This window comes from Halopseudomonas aestusnigri, assembly GCF_002197985.1.
GTDB lineage: Bacteria > Pseudomonadota > Gammaproteobacteria > Pseudomonadales > Pseudomonadaceae > Halopseudomonas > Halopseudomonas aestusnigri.
Genome location: NZ_NBYK01000014.1, coordinates 62,924 through 83,645, shown reverse-complemented (window position 1 = coordinate 83,645; position 20,722 = coordinate 62,924). Strand labels below are relative to the sequence as shown.

The following is a 20,722-nucleotide window of genomic DNA, read 5'->3' as shown; positions in this document are numbered from 1 at the left end:
TTCTTCTTTGCGCGGGCGGAAAATTCGCCTGGGTCAGCGCTGCTGCGGGCGGCAGGATCAGGTCGATAATCTGCATACATACGTATCTGAATTGGGACTATGTCATCGCGTCTTCTGAATATAGTTCCATCAGTAGCAAGTAAGGGGGCTGGCTTTCTGAGATCAATAACCCTTATGATCCGGGATCTCTTGGCAGGAATGCCAAGAGCAAGGACCGCTACCAAGAAGGTGGCATGTAGTCATATGGAGACTTGATAAGATGTTCAAAAAAACACTGTTTACAGCAACCTTCGTTGCACTTTTCTCGGCCTCAGCCCTTTCTCAAGCGCAGGAGGCTCAGCCCTACCTGTTTGCTAGCCTCGGACAATCTGATGCTGATCTCAGCACTGGTGATGTTGTTCCGTCAGGGATAGGCCTTAACTCCTCTATGGACAATAAGGACACAGCCTGGAAAATTGGCGCAGGTCTGAAGCTAAACCAATACTTCGCATTTGAAGCCGAGTACGTTGAATTGGGGGATGTTTCGTTTCGCGCGACTGACGGGAACAACAATCTGGGCTTTAATGCTGGCACTGAAGGATATGGTCTGAACGGCGTATTAACCATGCCGTTGGATAGCTTTAGCCTGTTTGCGAAATTGGGTTACCACCGCCTTGAAACAGACTTCGATCTGTCTGTGAATGGTTTTGATGTAATCAGCGACTCACAAACTGAATGGGTCACCTCGTTTGGCGTGGGCGGTGGTTACAACCTCGGCGAGCGTGTGACGCTGGTAGCTGAGTTTGAGCGTTACCGCGATGTGGGCGACGAATATGATGTGGACCTGTTGTCTGCAGGCATCCGCTACAACTTCTGACCTTGGGTCACGCCTTAGGATATTGCAGGGGAATCATCGGCTCCCCTGTTTCCCCCTAATTTTCAGTCAGTAATGTCTTTAGTACACCGAGAATACTTCTCGTATCTAGCGGATTGCGCCCAGGTGCTCCGGCACAATGCCCCCAGTCAGATTCAAGTGCCCGAAAACATGCGTTTGGTATTTGCTGTGCTTCGCTCAAGGCGTCCTCGCTGGTGAAGTAGAGATCAGTGCTGCCTGGCATTATCAGGCACCTGGCTTTAATCCCCTTCAGGGCGGCGCTGAAATCGTTGTTCCATACAGGGTTGGCGCTGATGTCTCCCTGTTGCCAGGTATGCAACACGGCAAGCAGATTGTTGGCGTCCTGCTCGACGTGGTCCTCTTCCCAGTACCGTAGCAGCGACTCTATCGAGTCGAAGCCCAGTTCTTTGTATCGTTCTTGACGAAAGAACGCCTGGCTGTAGGCCCACCCGGCGTAAACTCGACCAAAGGCCTTCAGGCCGGCTTTGGGCGTGGATTGGTAGCGCCCTCCATCCCAGTCTTTGTCACACGTCAGTGCTGCCTTGACTCCTTCCAGAAACACCTGGTTGTGTGGCCAGCAACGAGCTGTCGCACAAATACTGGCTACGCGTTTTACCTGGTCCGGGTACAGGCAGCCCCACTGCAGAGCCTGCATGCCGCCCATTGACCAGCCGGCTACCAGTGCAACTTCAGCGCCTGCAAAGTGCTCCTCAACCAGTCTGTGCTGCAGAGCGACGTTGTCGTACAAGCTAACTATCGGAAAATCCGCGCCGCGTTGACTGTGATGTGCGTTGGACGGCGAGCTGGATTGGCCGTTGCCAAGCAAGTTCGGGATTAGGATGCAGTAACGTTCCGGATCCAGTGGTCCGTCTGCACCAATCAGGGGCAGATTCCCTTCGTGTGTTCCGCCGTAGTACGTCGGCAGGATGATCAGGTTGTCGCACGCTGCGTTGAGCTGGCCCAGTTGCAGATAGCAGACATGCGCATCGCGCAGTATGTTGCCGCTCTGAAGTGGCCAGTCTCCAACGCTGAATTGCTTCTTAACTGCTTGATATATCGACATATAGCAATCTCTTGGTTGGTGCCATCGAGGTGATGTTTGGGAGTTGATTGAATCTACTTATGGATTAAATATGCATGCTGGCATGTATGTTGAATGAAAGATTCGTACCAAGCGCCGCAGTGGTTGCGGACAGAATCAGCGGAGTACCAACATGAGTCAGCAAGTGAGCACCGAACAACTGAAGCAGTCCCTGCAGGACAAAGGCGTTAAATATGCATTGGGTGGTTATGTGGACCTGCATGGTGTGATCAAGGGTAAGTTTGTTCCGCTCAACCACTTGGGGCGGATGATGAAGGGGTCCGAGCTATACACCGGGGCTGCGCTGGACGGTGTTCCCCAGGACATCAGTGACAATGAAGTCGCGACCATGCCCGATCCCGCGACTGCCACCATCTGTCCCTGGAATCGCGAACTGGCCTGGTTCGCCAGCGATCTGTACCTGGATGGTGCGCCTTTTGAAGCGTGCTCGCGCAATATCCTCAAGCGGCAGGTTGCGCAGGCAGCGGATATGGGGCTTACCTTCAATCTGGGTATCGAGACCGAGTTCTTCCTGTTTCGTGACTCAGAGGATGGCGGGTTCGAGCCGATCAGTGCCCGCGATACCCTCGCCAAACCCTGCTACGACCCGCGCGGCCTGATGGACAACATGCCGATTGTGGGCGAGCTGGTCGAAGCCATGAATGCCATGGGCTGGGATGTGTACTCCTTCGACCACGAAGACGCTAACGGCCAGTTTGAAACCGACTTCACCTACACCGACGCCCTCGGCATGGCTGACCGCTTGGTGTTCTTTCGTTTGATGGCCAACGAGATTGCGCGCAAGCACGGTGGCTTTGCCAGCTTTATGCCCAAGCCGTCGGCCAACCGCACCGGCAGTGGCGCGCACTACAACATGTCGCTGGCTGATCGCGAGACCGGCCGCAATCTGTTTGATCCTGCCAATGGCGAAGATCCCTACGGCTGCGGGGTGACCCAGATGGCATATCACTTCATCGCCGGCGTAATGAAGCACGCCAAGGCAATCAGCGCAGTCATCGCGCCGACGGTAAACAGCTACAAACGTCTGGTACGCAAGGGCAGCATGTCCGGCTCTACCTGGGCGCCAGTATTCGTTTGCTACGGCAACAACAACCGCACCAACATGCTGCGTATCCCGTCGCAAGGCGGTCGGGTCGAGTGCCGTGCGGCAGATATCGCCTGCAACCCCTATCTTGGTGCCGCGATGATGCTGGCTGCCGGTCTTGAAGGCATTCGCGAAGCCATGGACCCGGGTAATCCCCATCGCGAGAACATGTACAACTACACCGACCAGCAGGTGCGTGACATGAATATCGAATTGCTGCCGCAAAACCTCGGCGAGGCTGTCGATGCCTTCGAAGCAGACCCGCTGTCGCGCGCGGTATTCGGCGACGCGATGTTCGACAGCTTTGTCAGCTTCAAGCGTCAGGAGTGGACCGAGTATCACACCCACGTCTCCGACTGGGAGCTGCAACGCTACCTGAAGTTCTTTTAAGTCGGTTCCGCGCCGAATACGGCGCGGTTCTTGCTGCTCAGTTACTGCCAAGACTTCACATCATTGCCAACGAGAACCATCTGGAGTTGAACCATGAAAAAGTCCGTTCCATTTGCACGACGTTTCAAGCAGGTTGTTTCAGGCGCCATGATTGCACTGGCGGCATCGGTCGCCGTGATTCCCGCAGCTCAAGCCGAAGAGAAAGACAGCTTCAAACTGGCCTGGAGCATTTACGCCGGCTGGATTCCGTGGAAGTACATCGACGAGTCCGGGTTGATGAAAAAGTGGGCCGACAAGTACGGCATCAGCGTCGAGATAGTGCAGATAAACGATTACATCGAGTCGATCAACCAGTACAGTGCCGGTCAGTTTGATGGTGTGGTAGCGACCAGTATGGACGCGCTGTCGATCCCCGCCGCTGGCGGCGTAGATACTACGGCCTTGATCGTTGGTGACTACTCCAACGGCAACGACGGCATGGTGATGAAGGACAGCGCCAGTGTTGCTGATCTCAAGGGACAGCAGGTCAATCTGGTCGAGCTGTCGGTATCCCACTATTTGCTGGCCCGCGCGCTGGACTCGGTCGGTCTGAGCGAGAGCGATGTTACCGTGGTCAATACCAGCGATGCCGATATGGTCGCCGCCTTCAATACCGACGACGTGCGCAATGTAGTGACCTGGAATCCGTTGCTTGACGAAATTCTCAGCCAGCCGGGCGCCAACCGGGTATTTGATTCCAGCCAGATTCCGGGCCATATCAAGGATCTGACCATCGTTAACACCGAGACACTGCGCGACAACCCGGCGTTGGGCAAGGCGCTGGTCGGTGCCTGGTTTGAGCTGATGGCGGAAATGGGTACTGACAGCGAAGCGGGGCAGAAGGCCAGAGCGTTCCTCGGCGAAGCGTCTGCGACCGATCAGGCCGGGTATGAAGCACAGCTGGCCGGCATGAAGATGTTCTGGCAACCGGCTGACGCCGTCGCCTTTATTGGCAGTGATGAGGCCTACGAGGCGATGGACAGCGTTCGCCAGTTCTCGTTCGAGAAGGGGTTGCTTGGCGAAGGCGCAGACTCGCCTGACTTTGTCGGCATCGCGATGCCCGATGGCAAGACCCTGGGTGATACCGCTAACATCAAGCTGCGGTTTGATACCGAGTATATGCAGATGGCTGCCGACGGCGCCCTCTGAGGAGTCTGACTGCAGCGGGAGCAAGCTCCCGCTGCACCTGCTGGAACACCCATGCGCAGAACCAAAGAAGACGCGGAAAAAACCCGTCTGAAAATCATAGAGGCGGCGCTGACATTATTTAGCCGCAACGGCTACTCCAACACCACGCTGGCCATGATCGGCACCGAAGCCGGTTTCAGTCGTGGCCCCATCTACTGGCACTTCAAGAACAAGGACGACCTGTTCGAGGCGGTACTGGCCTATTCGCAGGAACCTCTCGAGCAGTTGGTAGCGCAGGCGCGCAGCGCTGGTTTGTCTCCGCTGGAGCGAATCGACGGTTTTGTCCGCAGCTGGTTTGCGCTGCTGGTCGAGGACGCCTGGTTTCGCCAGTCCTTCGAGATTCTGCTCAACAAGACCGAGCTGACCGAGGCGATGCTGACAACGCTTGAGCGTGAGCGGCGGCTGACCCAGAGCATGATAGAAACGCTGGAAGCGCTGGTTTGCGCCGCACAGGCGCAGGGCCAGATTCCGCAAGGTCAGACGGCGGGGCAATTGGCGTTGATGATTTACACCCAGTTGATGGGCGTGACCCAGACCTGGTTGTTTGCACCGGGCTTGTTTGACCTGAATGAACAGCGGGGATTTTTTGCCGAGCGGTTGCTGCGTTCGCTGCAGCAGTCCTGAAGAAAAAGAGCCCCGTCCGCCAAGGTACGAACGGGGCTAAAAAGGTCAGTTACTGACCGGAGTCACGATCGGGAAGTCACCGGAGGGTACTTCCAGCATTTGCAGCAAGCCGAAGAACGCATTGGGTTCGCCGCTGATTTTGATTAGCCCAGCCTTGACCGCGTCCGGGAAGGTGGTGCGGCGCAGCAGGATCTGGTCCAGCGTGTCGCGGTTCATGCTGACCGTTGCCTGGGCGTTGTCATCCTGAGTATCGGCGCGATAGGTCAGCGTCGAGTGCTCCAGGTTCAGACGGTAGTTCTCGTTGGTGTCTGTCAGCTGCCAGTTGATTACCAGATGCTTGCCCTCAGCCTTGGCGGCATCCAGTCGTACCCCCATCAGGTCGAAGAACATGCCGGTGTCCAGCGCCTGCAGTACGTCCGGTGACAGCGAACCCACGGTTGGCGGTAGCGTGCCGTTACGCAGTTCCTGAGCGCCCATCAGGTAAGCTCCGCGCCAGGTGCCGGCTTCGGCCTGATAACCGAGTTGCTCCAGTGCATTGGCACCCAGCTCGCGGGCGGCCTGATTGCTCGGGTCGGCAAACACCACCTGATTCATTACGCTGGCGACCCAGCGATACTCGCCGTTGTCGTAATCCTTGCGCGCCTGCTCGATCACCTTGTCGGCGCCGCCCATGTATTCGATGGTTTTGGCGGCGTTCTGTACCGGTGGCAGCGGGTTCAGGTTGGCCGGGTTGGCGTCGTACCAGCCCATGTAGCGCTGGTAAATGGCCTTGGCGTTGTGGCGCAGGGTGCCGTAGTAGCCGCGGGCGTACCATTGCTGGTCAAGGCTGGCTGGCAGTTTCAGCTGCTCGGCGATATCGCCCGGCAGGTAGCCCTTGTTGATCATGCGTACGGACTGATCGTGCAGGTACTTGTACATGTCCCGCTGTACCGACAGGAAGCGCTTGGCATCCTCTTGGGTCCAGATTGGCCAATGGTGCTGTCCCACCACGATGTCGGCGCGATCACCGAAGCGCTCCAGCGCCAGATCGATGTAGTGGGCCCATGCGCTGGCGTCACGCACGGCAGCGCCGCGAATGGTGTACACGTTGTGCATGTGCTGGCTGGTGATTTCCGCGGTGTTCAGGACCTTGAACGCAGGGAAGTACATCATCATTTCCGATTCTGCTTCGGTGCCGTGGGCCATCTGAAACTCGATCTCTACACCATCGATGGTCAGGTTACCGTTATCCGGCACGGTATTGGTTGGTGCAATCAGGGAGCGATCACCCTTCGACAGCGCCTTGCCCAGGCCCGTATCCACATGGCCGCGTTCGCCCGGCGGCAGCATGGCGCCGAACTGGTAAATGGCACGGCGGCTCATCGCTGGCCCGGCAATCACGTTCTCGGAGACCGCGTGCTCCATAAAGCCGGCCGGCGCATAGACACGCGTTTTGCCGGATGCCACATCTTCATTGCTGGTCACGCCCTTTACGCCGCCCCAGTGGTCAACGTGGTTATGGGTGTAGAGCACAGCAACAACCGGCTTTTGCGGGCGGTTCTGGTAGTACAGTTCCAGGCCAGCCCTGGCAGTGGAGGGAGACAGCAGCGGATCGATGATGATCAGACCGGTGTCACCTTCGATGATGGTCATGTTGGCCAGATCCATACCGCGAATCTGATACATGCCGTCGGTTACCTTGAACAGGCCGTGAATGGCGTTCAGTCGAGCCTGACGCCAGAGGCTGGGGTTAACGGTATCGGGTGCGCTCTCGTTGTTCAGGAACGCATACTCGCTCATGTCCCAGGCAACTGAGCCGTCGGCGTTGAGGACTTTTCCATCAGGTAGCTGGGCGATGAATCCGCGCTGAGCGTCGGCGAAGGCCTGCTGGTCGGCAAAGGGAAGTTGCTCCAGGATCGCATGGTTGCTGGCGGCGGTGAGTTCGGTCGCCGGGTTGGGGGCTGCGCTGACCACCAGGCTGATACCGGCGGCAAGGGCTCCAAGACCGAGGATGACAGTGCGTGAGCGCATGGGGTGTCTCCGTGTGTCGTCGCCGTACATGCGGCGCAGTTGTTGTTGGTAACCGGCGACGCCGGCATGCAGACACTATAGGAGTTACTGCGAATATATGGCCAATGCATTTTTATTTTAAAATCGATGCTTTTTTTGCATGTTTTGTTGTGTTGAAGTGAAACTGCAGTAATCGGCGGCTAGGCTTGAGGGGGTGATTTTTCCTATCGACTGTTGGCGCGTTAATTTATAATTTCGCGCTTTTACTCGCCCGGTACCGGGTTCTGACAGCTGGAGGGTATGAACGAATTGATCAAGACGCCGTACTATCTCATCGACAAGAGCAAGCTCGAACGCAACATGGAGAAGATCGCCTATGTGCGTGAGCACTCCGGCGCCAAGGCGCTGCTCGCACTGAAATGCTTTGCTACCTGGTCCGTGTTCGACTTTATGAGTCAGTACATGGATGGCACTACCTCTTCCTCCCTGAATGAAGTGAAACTTGGCAAGCTCAAGTTCCCGGGGGAGACGCATGCCTACAGCGTGGCCTATGCCGATGACGAGATCGACGAAGTCCTGGCCCATTCGGACAAGATCATCTTCAACTCCATCAGTCAGCTGACCCGCTTCAGCGAGGCCTCGGCCGACAAGGTTCGCGGCTTGCGCCTGAACCCCGGGGTCAGCAGCTCGGACTTCCTGATTGCTGATCCGGCCCGTCCGTTCAGCCGCCTGGGCGAGTGGGACGCCGCCAAGATCGAGGCGGTGCTGCCGCTGATTTCCGGCTTCATGATTCACAACAACTGTGAGAACAGCGACTTTGAACTGTTCGACCAGATGCTCGGACAGATCGAAGAGCGTTTCGGCCACCTGCTTGAGCAGGTGAGCTGGGTCAGTCTGGGCGGCGGTATCCACTTTACCGGCGAGGGTTACCCGCTGGATCGTTTCTGTGCCCGCCTCAAGGCATTCTCCGAGCGCTACGGCGTTCAGGTTTACCTGGAGCCCGGCGAGGCCGCCATTACCTTGAGCACTTCCCTCGAAGTGACTGTGCTCGACACCCTCTACAACGGCAAGCAGCTGGCCGTGGTCGACAGTTCGATCGAAGCGCATATGCTCGATCTGCTGATCTACCGTCAGGAGGCCAAGATGGAGCCCTGCGATGGCCCGCACCAGTATATGGTGTGTGGCAAGTCGTGTCTGGCTGGCGACATCTTCGGCGAATTCAATTTTGACAGCGAGCTGAAGATCGGCGATCGCCTGTCCTTTATTGATGCGGCCGGTTACACCATGGTCAAGAAGAACTGGTTCAACGGCGTCAACATGCCCGCCATTGCAATCAGGGAGCTTGATGGCTCGGTGAAACTGGTGCGCGAGTTCGGATTCCAGGATTACCTGGACAGCCTCTCCTGAGGCATAACCTACCCAGCCTTTCCAAGGAGGCGTTTCGAGGAAAAGAAATGAAGAAAAACGTTCTGATTATTGGTGCCGGTGGTGTGGCCCAGGTGGTCGCACACAAATGCGCCCAGCACAATGACGTGCTGGGTAACATCCATATCGCGTCGCGTACCGCCGAGAAGTGTCAGGCCATCGTCGACAGCGTGAAGGACAAGGGCAGCCTCAAGGTTGCCGGTGAATTGCAAGCCCATGCCCTGAATGCCCTCGATATCGAGGCCACCAAGGCGTTGATTGACAAGACACAGTCGCAACTGGTGATCAATGTCGGATCGGCTTTCATCAATATGTCGGTCCTGCAGGCCTGCATCGAGACCGGTGCTGCCTACCTGGATACCGCCATTCACGAAGAGCCGGACAAGATCTGTGAAACCCCGCCGTGGTACGCCAACTACGAGTGGAAGCGCAAGGAACTGTGCGCCGAGAAGGGCATCACCGCGATCCTGGGGGTCGGCTTCGACCCGGGCGTGGTTAACGCCTACGCTGCGGTTGCGGTCAACGAGTACTTCGATGATGTCGAGGAAATCGACATCATCGACATCAACGCCGGTAGTCATGGCAAGTACTTCGCGACCAACTTCGACCCGGAAATCAACTTCCGTGAGTTCACCGGGCAGGTGTGGTCCTGGCAGAACAGCCAGTGGACCAGCAACAAGATGTTCGAGGTCAAGCGTACCGATGACCTGCCGGTTGTCGGCTCGCAGACCAGCTACATGACCGGCCATGATGAAGTGCACTCGCTGTCGCAGAATCTGGGCGTGCCGAACGTGCGTTTCTGGATGGGCTTTGGCGAGCACTACATCAATGTGTTCACCGTGCTGAAGAACCTCGGTCTGCTGTCCGAACAGCCGGTCACCACTGCTGAAGGCCTGGAAGTGATTCCGCTGAAAGTGGTCAAGGCCGTGCTGCCCGATCCATCGTCACTGGCACCCGATTATGCCGGCAAGACCTGCATCGGTGACGTGGTCAAGGGCAAGAAGGACGGCAAGGATAAGGAAGTGTTCATCTACAACGTAGCCGATCACGCCGAAGCCTACGCCGAAGTCGGCAGCCAGGGTATTTCCTACACTGCCGGTGTGCCGCCGGTTGCCGCAGCCATCCTGATCGCCCAGGGCGCCTGGGATGCGGGCAAGATGGTCAACGTCGAAGAGCTGGACCCCAAGCCGTTCATCAATCTGCTGAACGAAATGGGCCTGCCTACCCGGATCAAGGATGAGCAGGGCGATCGCGCTCTGAGCTTCTGATCCGCACCGGAAAGACCAGGAAAGGCCAGCGCATGCGCTGGCCTTTTTGCATTCAGGGCCGGCATGGCGCGCGTGGGCGCTTGAGTGGTGGCGGCTCGGATGGGGTATGATCCGGCATCGCCATGTTGGCTAGATCAAACACAGGTAGTGCTGCATGAACGTCCCCGCATCCCTTGGTTCCCTTGCCGAACGCCTTGCCGGCGTTGGCGACGTCGAGTGTGTCACCCCGGATCTAAACGGTATTCCCCGTGGCAAGGTAATGACCGGCGAGGGCTTTCTGGCGGATCGGCGCTTGCAGCTGGCGCGCGGCGTGCTGCTGCAGTGCGTGATGGGCGGCTATCCGGATGCGCAGTATTACGGCAGCGACGATGGCGATCTGGTGTTGCGCCCGCTGCGGGATCAGGTGCATGTGCTGCCGTGGATCGAGCGCCCTCGTGCACTGGCGATCTGTGAAGCGGTGGAGCTGGATGGTCAGCTTTCCGGCCTGTCGACCCGCGCTCTGCTGAGTCGGATTGTTGAGCGTTATGCCGAACGTGGCTGGGCGCCGGTGGTGGCGACCGAGCTGGAATTCTTCCTGTTCGAGCCCAACCGTGACGACACCCAGCCGTTCCAGCCGCCGGTGGGGCTGGATGGCCGCCGCGAAGCCGGTTACGGCGCGTTCAGTGTCAGCACCAGCAACGGCCTCAAGCCGTTCTTTGACGAGCTGGCCGACACCATGGCCGCGCTGGGTATTCCTCGCGATACCTTTATGCACGAGATGGGCGTCAGTCAGTACGAGATCAATTTTGTCCATGGTGATCCGCTGCTGATTGCCGATCAGACCTTCCTGTTCAAGCACGCGCTGCATGAAGTCGCGCTCAAGCACGGGCTGATTGCCGTGTGCATGGCCAAGCCGCTGGCGCGGGTGCCCGGCTGCTCGATGCACATTCACCAGAGCGTGGTGGAGCAGGGGAGCGGCAACAATATCTTTACCGATGCGGCGACCGGCGAGGCCACGGCGCATTTTGGGCACTTCATTGGTGGCCTGCAGCAGTGCATGGGCGAGCTGACGTTGCTGATGGCGCCCTACATCAACTCCTACCAGCGTTTCTGCCACGCGTACGCATCGCCGAACAACCTGTGCTGGTCGCACGACAACCGCTCTGCCGGCCTGCGCATTCCGGCCAGCGGCCCGGAAGCGCGCCGTGTCGAAAACCGGCTGCCCGGCGCCGACGCCAACCCCTATCTGAGCGTGGCAGCCTCACTGGCTGCGGGACTGTATGGCATCGACAACCAGTGCGAGCCATCTGCTCCGGCGCAAGGCGAGTTCGAGGCGCCGGACGAGCTGACCCTGCCCGGCACGTTGCACGACGCCATCCTGCGGCTGGATCGCAGCACGCTGGCGCGTGAGCTGTTCGGCGCCGAGTTTGTTGACGGCTTCCTGGCCAGCAAGCGCATGGAGCTGCAGAGCTTTATGGATGAAATTACGCCGTGGGAGCGGCGCTTTCTCGGCAGCCAGGTTTAGACGAGCAGCTGCGACCGCGCCTGTCGCAGTGCGGTGATAGACTGCGGTCTCCTCACCTATAAGGAGCTTCCATGCAGGACGCCAACGGCCTCGCCCCCGGTTTGATGATCATCCACGGCAACCGCCTGGAGACCCTGCGCGAGCTGGCGGTGGACTGGATGCGGGCGCACCCGCTGGCGCCGCTGGAAAACGAAGTCATCCTGGTGCAGAGCAACGGCATTGCCCAGTGGCTGCAGATGGCGCTGGCAGCCGACCCTGCTCAGGGGGGCTGCGGCATTGCGGCGGCGCTGGATGTGCAATTGCCGGCGCGCTTTCTCTGGGACAGTTACCGCGGCGTTTTGGGGCGCGACAGCGTGCCCGAGCAATCGCCGCTCGACAAGCAGCCGCTGACCTGGCGGCTGATGCGCTTGTTGCCTGCGCTGCAGGATCAGCCCGATTTTGCCCCACTCAAACGTTTTCTCGCCGATGACCATGATTGCCGTAAGCGTTACCAACTGGCGGTGCGGCTGGCCGATCTGTTTGACCAGTATCAGGTTTATCGCGCCGACTGGCTGAACGACTGGGCCGCCGGGCGCGACCATATCGGCCTGGCGCGAACCGGCGCGCGGCCGCTGGATGACGAGGAGCGCTGGCAGCCGGCGCTCTGGCGTGCGGTGCTGGCGGACGTAGGCGCGGAACGCCTGAGCGACAGCCGGGCGGGCATCCATCCGCGTTTTGTTCAGCACCTGCTCGACTGTGACAGCCGGCCAGCCAGCCTGCCGCGACGGGTGATCGTGTTCGGTATCTCGTCGCTGCCGGCGCAGACGCTGGAGGCGCTGGCGGTGATCGGCCGCTTCTCCCAGGTGCTGCTCTGCGTGCTCAACCCCTGTGAGTACCACTGGGGCGATATCGTTGCCGATCAGGACCTGCTGCGGCACGAGTACCGCCGTCAGCAGCGGCGGCCGGGTACGCCGCTGCAACTGGACGAGAACACCCTGCACCAGCACGCCCATCCGCTGCTGGCCGCCTGGGGCAAGCAGGGCCGTGACTATATCAACCTGCTCGACCAGCACGACGAGCGGGCCAGTTACGAAGCCCGTTTCGCCAATATTGCCGGTGGCCGGGTTGATCTGTTCGAAGCGCCCGCCGGCAATACGCTGCTGCAGCAACTGCAGCAGGACATCCTGCAGCTGCGGCCGCTGGCCGAGTCCCGCGAACAGTGGCCGGCGGTCGACACCGCAGGGGATCAGTCCATCCGCTTTCACCTGGCGCACAGCCCGCAGCGCGAAGTCGAAGTGCTGCACGATCAACTGCTGGCCGCCTTTGCTGCCGACCCGGACCTCAAACCGCGCGACATCATCGTCATGGTGCCGGACGTCAACCTCTACGCACCGCATATTCAGGCGGTGTTTGGTCAGCACAGTGGCGACGACCCGCGGGCGATTCCCTTTACCCTGGCCGATCAGGGCCAGCGCGGCCAAGAGCCGCTGCTGATTGCGCTGGAGCACCTGCTGCGTCTGCCTGACAGCCGGCTGCCGGTCAGTGAGGTGCTGGACCTGCTCGATGTGCCGGCGCTGCGCAGTCGCTTTGGTTTGAGTGAGGCTGACCTGCCGACCCTGCAACGCTGGATTGAGGGCGCAGGCATCCGCTGGGGGCTGGATCATCAGCGCCGCGCCGCTCTGGGTTTGCCAGACGGGCTGGAAGCCAACAGCTGGCGTTTCGGCCTGCGCCGGATGCTGCTGGGTTACGCCAGCGGCGGTGCCGAGGCCTGGCAGCAGATCGAACCCTATGACGAGATTGGTGGGCTGGACGCGGCGCTGATCGGCCCGCTCAGCGGCCTGCTGGATGCGCTGGACCGCCACGAAACGCAGCTGGCCAGTGCGACCGTGCCGAGTGAATGGGGCGAACGCCTGCGTCAGCTGCTGGATGACTTCTTTATCGCCGAGAGTGATCGGGATCAACTGCTGCTGGCGCAGCTGCACGAGGGGCTGGCCGACTGGCTGGAGCTGTGTGACGGCGTCGCGCTGGACGTGGCGCTGCCGCTCAACGTGGTGGCCGAGGCCTGGCTCGATGGTGTCGGCCAGAGCCAGCTCAGTCAGCGTTTTCTCGCCGGTGCGGTCAACGTTTGCACCCTGATGCCGATGCGCGCCATTCCTTTCAAGCGCATCTGCCTGCTGGGCATGAACGACGGCGACTATCCACGCGCGCAGCCGCCGCTCGATTTCGACCTGATGGGCCGTGATTACCGACCGGGCGACCGCTCGCGCCGCGAGGACGACCGCTACCTGCTGCTTGAGGCGCTGCTGTCGGCGCGCGACGCCCTGCATATCAGCTGGGTCGGGCGCAGTATCCGCGACAACAGCGAACGGCCTCCGTCGGTAATGATCGGCCAGTTGCGCGATCATCTGGTCGCCGGCTGGCATACGGCTGACGGCGCAGATCTGTTGCACGCACTGACCGTCGAGCACCCGCTGCAGCCCTTCAGTCGCGCCTATTTCATCGCCGATTCCGCGCTGTTCAGCTATGCCCGCGAGTGGCGCCAGCTGCACGACTCCCGTGCCAGCGATGATGCAGACCAGCCGCTGGCTCCGGTCACGCTGGAAGCGCCCATCGAGCTGCTGGCGCTGCAGCGCTTTCTGCGTAACCCGGTTGAGCACTTTTTTGCCGCCCGGCTGAAGGTCTGGCTGCAGGAGCAGCACAGCACCAGCGAAGACGACGAACCCTTTGCACTCGATGGCCTGCAGCGCCACCAGCTCAGCCAGTGGCTGCTGGAACAGGTGCAGCAGGCCGATTTGCAGGATGACTGGCAGGCCCTGCTGCTTGAGCAGGCCAGCCGTCTGCAGCAACGCGGCAGCCTTCCGCTGGCCGGTTTTGGTGAGTTGACGCTGGCCCAGCTGGTCGAGCCCTTGGGTGGTCAGCTGGAGCGCTTCCGTGAGCAGCTGCTGTTGTGGGATCAGCCGCTTGAGTATCCACTGCCGTTGCAGGCGTCTGCGCGTACGGCAGAAGCGAGCATCGAGGTGGTCAGTTGGCTCGCCGGTGTGCGCCGCTGCGCCCAGCTGGACGGGCTGATGCGGGTTCAGCTGGTCACCGGCAAACTGCTCGGCAAGAAAGACGTGCCGCGTTGGCGCAAGCTGCTGAGTGAGCTGTGCCAGCATGTTTTGGCTGCGGCTTCGGGGCATCGACTCACTACCTGCCTGATCAGCGCCGACGCCAGCATTCAACTGCTGCCGCTGGAGCAGGTGCGTGCCGAGCGCATCGTGAATGACTGGTTGCTTGGCTACCTCCAAGGCCTGAAGCGACCGCTGCCGGTGGCAGTGGAAACCGCCTTCGCCTGGCTGACCGAGGGCAAGGACGAAAAGCGCCTCGGTGCCGCACGGCTCTGCTACGAGGGTAATGATTTCAGCCGCGGCGAGGTCGACGGCAGCCCGGCGCTGCAGCGCAGCTATCCCGACTTTGCCAGCCTGCAGGCGAACGACGAATTTATCGGTTGGGCGCAGGCACTGTATCAACCGCTGGCGCAGGCAATCGAGGATGAATGGCTGATGATTACCCCGGCCGGGGAGGGCGCAGCATGAGCAACCAACGCCCCTTGGCTCTGCGCTGCCCGCTGCGCGGCAGCCGCCTGATTGAAGCCAGTGCCGGTACCGGCAAGACCTTCACTATCTCAGCCCTCTACCTGCGCCTGGTACTGGGGCATGGCGAGGGCGACAGTGCCTTCAGCCGTGAACTGCTGCCGCCGGACGTGCTGGTGGTAACCTTTACTGACGCCGCCACCCAGGAGCTGCGCGACCGCATCCGTGCGCGGCTGGTAGAGGGCGCACAGGCGTTCCGTGGTGAACTGACTGAACCGGACCCGATTCTCGCCGGCCTGCTGGCGGATATCCCCGAAACCGACCACGCCAGCGCCGCGCGCAAGCTGGATATTGCCGCCCAGTGGATGGATCAGGCCGCGGTATCGACCATTCACAGCTGGTGTCAGCGCATGCTGCGCGAGCACGCCTTTGACAGCGGCAGCCTGTTTACCCAGACGCTGGAAACCGACCAACGCGACCTACTGGCCGAGGTCGCGCGTGATTACTGGCGCTTGCATTGCTATCACCTGCACGGCAGTGCGCTGGCCTGGGTGCAGTCCGGTTGGGGCCAGCCGGACGCCTTGCTGGCGCAGGCGCGCCGGTTGTTCGACCCGACAGCCGCTGCGCCTGCTACCGAACTGCAGGCGTTGCTGGAGCAGGTACTCAACCAGCGTGACGCCGAACTGGCCGCGCTCAAGGTGCCCTGCCTTCAGTGGGCCGATGAGCTGGAAGCGTTGCTGGATCAGGCGGTCGAGCAGGGCGTGGTCGACAAGCGCAAGATTCAGAAGCGCTACTACGCGCCCTGGTTCGAGACCCTGCGCCAATGGGCGCTGACGCCGGAGCAGATAAAGCTCGAACTGCCACCGGCGGCCTGGGCCCGGCTCAGCGAAGACGGCCTCGGCGAGGCCTGGAAGAAGGGCGCCGTGCCCGATCACCCGGCGTTGCGCGGCTTGCCGCAACTGCGCGAGGCACTGGCTGCGCTGCCGAACCCGGACAGCGATGCGCTGCGCCATGCGGCGGACTGGATGTCGGTGCGCTTTGAGGCGGAAAAGCGCCGCCGTGCGCAGATGGGCTTCGATGACATGCTGACCCGGCTCGATGCGGCGCTGCAGGGCCCCAATGGCGACCGGCTGGCCGAGGTTATCCGTCAGCAGTTTCCTGTCGCGCTGATCGACGAGTTTCAGGATACCGACCCGCTGCAGTACCGCATCTTCGATCGCATCTATCGGGTAGCGGAAAACGATCAGGACTGTGCGCTGCTGCTGATTGGTGACCCCAAGCAGGCGATCTACGCCTTCCGCGGGGCGGATATTCATACCTACCTGCGAGCCCGGGGCGACACCGCCGGGCGGCATGAGAATCTGGATACCAACTTCCGCTCCAGCCAGACGATGGTCACGGCGGTCAATCGGGTCTTCGAGCAGGCCGAGCAGAACTTTGCTGCTGGCGCCTTTCTGTTTCGCAAGGGTGATGACAACCCCATGCCGTTTCTGCCGGTGCAGGCACGCGGGCGAAAGGAGGTCTGGTGTTGCAACGGTGAGCCCGCGCCGGCCTTGACCGCCTGGCTGCTGGAATCGGAAGAGCCATTGACTGGCGATGTCTACCGACGGGAGATGGCCGAGCGCTGTGCCAGCGAGATGACGTCGCTGCTGCAGTCGGGCCAGCAGGGGCGCGCCGGGTTTGCCCGTGACGGAGAACCCTTCGCCGCTGTGCGCCCGGCTGATATGGCGGTGCTGGTGCGCACCGGCCGCGAGGCGCAACTGATTCGTGATGCGCTGGCTGCCCGCGGCGTGCGCAGTGTGTATCTGTCCGACAAGGATTCGGTGCTGGCAACCCAACAGGCGCAGGATGTGCTGCGCTGGTTGCGCGCCTGTGCCGAGCCCGGCAACGACCGCCTGCTGCGCGCGGCGCTGGCCAGCCACAGCCTGCACCTCAACTGGCAGGCGCTGGATCAGTTGAATCAGGACGAGCGTTTGTGGGAGCAGCGGGTCGACCAGTTCCGTGATTACCGGCGCATCTGGCAGCGCCAGGGTGTGCTGCCGATGCTGCACCGTCTGCTGCACGACTTTGAACTGCCGGCACGGCTGCAACAGCAGGACGATGGCGAGCGCGCGCTGACCAATCTGCTGCATCTGGCCGAGCTTTTGCAGCGCGCCGCCCGCGAGCTGGATGGCGAGCAGGCGCTGATTCGCCACCTGGCCGAGCTGATTCGGCAGGCGGACGAGGGGGCTGCGGATGAGCAGGTACTGCGGCTGGAAAGCGACGCCGAGCTGGTCAAGGTGGTGACCATCCACAAGTCCAAGGGCCTGGAGTACCCGCTGGTGTTCCTGCCCTTTATCTGCCTGAGCCGCCCGGTGCAGGCCGACCAGCCGCTGCGTCTCAGTGACGGCTGGGTATTGAAACCAAACACCGATCAGGTGGCCGAGGCTGACCGCGAGCGGCTCGGTGAAGACCTGCGCTTGCTCTATGTGGCGCTGACCCGTGCGCAGCATGCCTGCTGGCTGGGCATGGCCGACCTCAAGAGCGGCAACAACAAGCAGTCGGTGCTGCACCGCAGTGCCATTGCCTGGCTGCTGGGCGGTGGTGCGGCGCTGGAATCATCTATTCAACTGAAAGACTGGCTGGCCCGCTGGCAGCCGGACGGCGAGGTAATCGCGCTGCAGGGCGCGCCAGAGCCGCGTGATGATCGGCTGCCGCTGCTGGACGATGGCCCGGCATTGGTCGATGCCCGCCGCCCGGCGCACGGTCGCTTCGATGCATGGTGGATCGGCTCCTACAGTGCGCTGGCGCTCAGTGGCGAGAGTACCGACAGCGCGCTGGCCGAGTGGATTGCCGACGACGAGCGCCAGAGCCGTTTTGTGCCACTGCGTCGTGGCGAGCAGCCGAGCATTCACCGGTTCCCGCGTGGCCCGCAGCCCGGCACCTTTTTGCACGGTCTGCTGGAGCTGGCGGCGCAGGAAGGCTTCGGAGCGCTGCAGGATGCCGAGCGTTGCCGCCGCTGGCTGGCGCCGCGCTGCCAGCGCCGTGGCTGGGGTGAGTGGAGTGATTGCCTGAGCGACTGGCTGGGGCAATTGTTGCAGCGCCCGGGGCTGGTGCCGGGTACCGAGCTGGCGCTGGGTGAGCTGCCGCCGTCACGTTACCAGAGCGAAATGGCCTTTATGTTTGCCGCCAGCAAGGTCGACGTGCAGCAGATCGATCGGCTGGTCACGGCGATGACGCTGGACGGGCAGCCGCGTCCGGCGCTGCAGCGTGACCGCCTGAACGGCTTGTTCAAGGGCTATATCGACCTGGTGCTGGAGCACGAGGGGCGCTATTACGTGCTCGACTACAAGTCCAACTGGCTGGGTGCAACGGCGGCCGATTACAGCGAGGCGGCCATGAGCCGTGCGCTGCTGGAGCACCGTTACGACCTGCAATACGTCTTCTACCTGCTGGCGCTGCACCGCCAGTTGCAGGCGCGGCTGCCGGGCTACGACTACGACCGTCATATCGGCGGCGCGCTTTACTGGTTCATGCGGGGTGTGGACGCGGAAAACGGCGGCCTCTGCCATCAGCGCCCGCCGCGCGAGCTGATTGAAACGCTGGACCGCCTGTTCGCCGGCCAGCCGGTTGAGGAGATTGACCATGCAGGGTGATCAACTGGACCTGCTGGGCGCGCTGCCCGCATCCGCAACGCAGCTGGACAGCAGCGCCGCGCTGCTGCAGCTGCTGGACGACTGGCTGGCTAACGGCTGGCTGCGGGCGCTGGATCGGGCCTTCGCCGGGTTTCTGCTGGAGCAGGCGCCGGAAACCGGCCCGGCAGTGCTGCTGGCGGCGGCGTTGGTCAGCCACCAGTTGGGCCATGGACATGTTTGCCTTGATCTGGCGACCACGCTGGCCGAGCCGGATTTTGCCCTGTCGCTGCCGCCGGAAGGGGAGAGCCTGATCGATACGCCGCTGCCGTCGGCGGTACTGGCGGGCATTACGCTGGACAGCTGGCGTGCGGCGTTGCAGGCCAGCCGGGTGGTAGACAGCCAGCAACCGGAGCAGGGCCGTTGCCCGCTGGTGCTGGTTGGCCAGCGTCTGTATCTGCGCCGCTACTGGCAGCACGAGCGGCACGTTGTTTCGATCCTGCATCAGCGCCTGCAGCACCCACTGCAGGTTGCCGGGGATCTGCCTGAGCGGCTGGATGCCCTGTTTGCCGGCAGCCAGCAGAACCCGGACTGGCAGCGCATTGCCTGCGCGCTCGCGGCGCGCGGGCGTTTCAGCATCATTACCGGCGGCCCCGGTACTGGCAAGACCACCACGGTGGTGCGGCTGCTGGCGCTGCTGCAGACGCCGGCAGTGGAAGCGGGCAAGCCGCTGCGTATCCGCCTGGCCGCACCGACCGGCAAGGCCGCCGCGCGGCTTACCGAGTCGATCGGGCGGCAGGTCGGCGCGCTGCCGGTTGACGGCGCGGTGCGCGCTGCCATCCCGACCGAGGTCAGCACGCTGCACCGCCTGCTCGGCAGCCTGCCGGACAGTCGCCACTTCCGCCATCACGCGGGTAACCCGCTGGCGCTGGATGTGCTGGTGGTGGATGAGGCCTCGATGATCGATCTGGAAATGATGGCCAACGTGCTGGCTGCGCTGCCACCGCAGGCACGCCTGGTATTGCTCGGTGACAAGGATCAGCTCGCTTCGGTGGAAGCCGGCGCGGTGCTGGGCGACCTGTGTCGACGCGCCGACGCCGGTTGCTACTCACCGGCCACGCTGGACTGGCTGCAGCAGGTCAGCGGCCAGTCTCTGGCCGAAAGTGGCTTGCAGCCGGGCGACGAGACGACCCATCTGCTGGAGCAGCAGACCGCCATGTTGCGCCATTCCCACCGCTTTGGTGCCGACAGCGGCATCGGTGAGCTGGCCCGCGCGGTTAATCGCTGCGACGCCACCGCCGCGCGCGATCTGCTGCAGCGGGGGCAGTTTGCCGATATTCACAGCCGGCGCCTGCCGGACCTGCGCGACCCCGGGTTTGCCGCGCTGGTGCTGGGCAGCGAGGACGGCCTGCCGGGCTATGGCGCCTATCTGAGCACGCTGCAGGCGCAGCGCCCGGGCGCAGATGCGGCTGCCGATGATCCCCGCTGGCAAGCCTGGGCGGGCGATGTGCTGCGCGAGTTCGACCGTTTTCAGCTGCTCTGTGCGGTGCGCCGCGGCGACTGGGGCGTCGAAGGCATCAATCAGCGTGTGGCTGATCTGCTGAGCCGTCGTGGCCTGCTGCACGCCGACAAGCTCTGGTACGAGGGGCGCCCGGTACTGGTCACCCGCAACGACTACAGTCTGGGCTTGATGAACGGCGACATCGGCATTGCGTTGCGCATTCGCGAGCCGGCGCTGCACGCAGGGGAGCCGGAGACCGAGGCGCTGCGCGTCGCCTTCCCGCGCAACGATGGCAAGGGCGGCATTCGCTTTGTGCTGCCCAGCCGTCTGCCGGAGGTGGAAACGGTGTTTGCCATGACCGTACACAAGTCGCAGGGCTCGGAGTTCGAGCACGCCGTGTTGGTGCTGCCGGAGGCGCGCAACCCGGTGCTGACCAAGGAACTGGTCTACACCGCCATTACCCGTGCGAGCAAACACTTCAGCCTGCTGGAAAGCCGCCCCGGCGTGTTTGAGGCGGCGGTGCAGACGCCGGTGCGGCGGATCAGCGGGCTGGATTTGGACGCCTGAGCGTC

12 protein-coding genes are annotated in these 20,722 nt (G+C 61.8%); 10 read left to right on the top strand and 2 right to left on the bottom strand.

Annotated features, from left to right (window positions below; all coding sequences use genetic code 11):
• Positions 1–259 precede the first annotated feature (259 nt).
• Positions 260–856 carry a porin family protein gene (locus tag B7O88_RS15585; RefSeq protein WP_088277320.1) on the top strand — a complete coding sequence of 199 codons (597 nt, stop codon included), beginning with the start codon at positions 260–262 and terminating at the stop codon, positions 854–856.
• 55 nt (positions 857–911) lie between these two features.
• Here the strand turns inward: B7O88_RS15585 and B7O88_RS15580 are convergent, their stop codons facing one another.
• Complete coding sequence (locus tag B7O88_RS15580) at positions 912–1,937, bottom strand: alpha/beta fold hydrolase (RefSeq protein WP_088277318.1); 1,026 nt, start codon at positions 1,935–1,937, stop codon at positions 912–914.
• Positions 1,938–2,088: 151 nt separating this feature from the next.
• Here B7O88_RS15580 and glnT point away from each other — a divergent pair, with 151 nt between their 5' ends.
• The 3 genes from glnT to B7O88_RS15565 all read left to right on the top strand — a co-directional run bounded on the left by glnT (position 2,089) and on the right by B7O88_RS15565 (position 5,301).
• On the top strand, positions 2,089–3,450 hold the full coding sequence (gene glnT, locus B7O88_RS15575; protein ID WP_088277316.1) for a type III glutamate--ammonia ligase: 1,362 nt from the start codon (positions 2,089–2,091) through the stop codon (positions 3,448–3,450).
• A gap of 93 nt (positions 3,451–3,543) precedes the next feature.
• Positions 3,544–4,638 (top strand): putative urea ABC transporter substrate-binding protein, encoded by a 1,095-nt coding sequence (locus B7O88_RS15570; protein WP_235005810.1) that lies wholly within the window; start codon positions 3,544–3,546, stop codon positions 4,636–4,638.
• Positions 4,639–4,689: 51 nt separating this feature from the next.
• A complete protein-coding gene (locus B7O88_RS15565) occupies positions 4,690–5,301 on the top strand; it encodes a TetR family transcriptional regulator (RefSeq protein ID WP_088277314.1) in 612 nt (203 codons plus the stop codon).
• A gap of 45 nt (positions 5,302–5,346) precedes the next feature.
• Here B7O88_RS15565 and B7O88_RS15560 read toward each other — a convergent pair whose 3' ends face one another.
• Positions 5,347–7,311, bottom strand: coding sequence for an alkyl/aryl-sulfatase (locus B7O88_RS15560; RefSeq protein WP_088277312.1), 1,965 nt, complete (start codon positions 7,309–7,311; stop codon positions 5,347–5,349).
• A 288-nt stretch (positions 7,312–7,599) separates the two neighbouring features.
• Between B7O88_RS15560 and B7O88_RS15555 the strand changes: the two genes are divergently transcribed.
• The 6 genes from B7O88_RS15555 (at position 7,600) to recD (ending at position 20,717) form a co-directional block, all read left to right on the top strand.
• Complete coding sequence (locus B7O88_RS15555; protein WP_088277332.1) at positions 7,600–8,697, top strand: carboxynorspermidine decarboxylase; 1,098 nt, start codon at positions 7,600–7,602, stop codon at positions 8,695–8,697.
• A 47-nt stretch (positions 8,698–8,744) separates the two neighbouring features.
• A complete protein-coding gene (locus tag B7O88_RS15550) occupies positions 8,745–9,983 on the top strand; it encodes a saccharopine dehydrogenase family protein (protein WP_088277310.1) in 1,239 nt (412 codons plus the stop codon).
• Between the two features lie 154 nt (positions 9,984–10,137).
• Positions 10,138–11,487 (top strand): glutamine synthetase family protein, encoded by a 1,350-nt coding sequence (locus B7O88_RS15545; RefSeq protein ID WP_088277308.1) that lies wholly within the window; start codon positions 10,138–10,140, stop codon positions 11,485–11,487.
• Positions 11,488–11,558: 71 nt separating this feature from the next.
• The gene (gene recC / locus B7O88_RS15540; protein ID WP_088277306.1) at positions 11,559–15,041 is read left to right on the top strand and encodes an exodeoxyribonuclease V subunit gamma; all 3,483 of its coding nucleotides are present in this window, start codon (positions 11,559–11,561) and stop codon (positions 15,039–15,041) included.
• Complete coding sequence (gene recB / locus B7O88_RS15535; protein ID WP_088277304.1) at positions 15,038–18,673, top strand: exodeoxyribonuclease V subunit beta; 3,636 nt, start codon at positions 15,038–15,040, stop codon at positions 18,671–18,673. The genes recC and recB overlap by 4 nt, the downstream gene beginning before the upstream one ends.
• Positions 18,663–20,717: an exodeoxyribonuclease V subunit alpha gene (recD, locus tag B7O88_RS15530; protein ID WP_088277302.1), complete on the top strand. Its 2,055-nt coding sequence runs from the start codon at positions 18,663–18,665 to the stop codon at positions 20,715–20,717. Before recB ends, recD begins: the two co-directional genes overlap by 11 nt.
• Positions 20,718–20,722: the final 5 nt, after the last annotated feature.

Bases quoted from the DNA above. Each gene is read 5' to 3' on its own strand.
- B7O88_RS15585 (WP_088277320.1), top strand. From the start codon at position 260: ATGTTCAAAAAAACACTGTTTACAGCAACCTTCGTTGCACTTTTCTCG.
- B7O88_RS15580 (WP_088277318.1), bottom strand. From the start codon at position 1,937: ATGTCGATATATCAAGCAGTTAAGAAGCAATTCAGCGTTGGAGACTGG.
- glnT (WP_088277316.1), top strand. From the start codon at position 2,089: ATGAGTCAGCAAGTGAGCACCGAACAACTGAAGCAGTCCCTGCAGGAC.
- B7O88_RS15570 (WP_235005810.1), top strand. From the start codon at position 3,544: ATGAAAAAGTCCGTTCCATTTGCACGACGTTTCAAGCAGGTTGTTTCA.
- B7O88_RS15565 (WP_088277314.1), top strand. From the start codon at position 4,690: ATGCGCAGAACCAAAGAAGACGCGGAAAAAACCCGTCTGAAAATCATA.
- B7O88_RS15560 (WP_088277312.1), bottom strand. From the start codon at position 7,311: ATGCGCTCACGCACTGTCATCCTCGGTCTTGGAGCCCTTGCCGCCGGT.
- B7O88_RS15550 (WP_088277310.1), top strand. From the start codon at position 8,745: ATGAAGAAAAACGTTCTGATTATTGGTGCCGGTGGTGTGGCCCAGGTG.
- B7O88_RS15545 (WP_088277308.1), top strand. From the start codon at position 10,138: ATGAACGTCCCCGCATCCCTTGGTTCCCTTGCCGAACGCCTTGCCGGC.
- recC (WP_088277306.1), top strand. From the start codon at position 11,559: ATGCAGGACGCCAACGGCCTCGCCCCCGGTTTGATGATCATCCACGGC.
- recB (WP_088277304.1), top strand. From the start codon at position 15,038: ATGAGCAACCAACGCCCCTTGGCTCTGCGCTGCCCGCTGCGCGGCAGC.
- recD (WP_088277302.1), top strand. From the start codon at position 18,663: ATGCAGGGTGATCAACTGGACCTGCTGGGCGCGCTGCCCGCATCCGCA.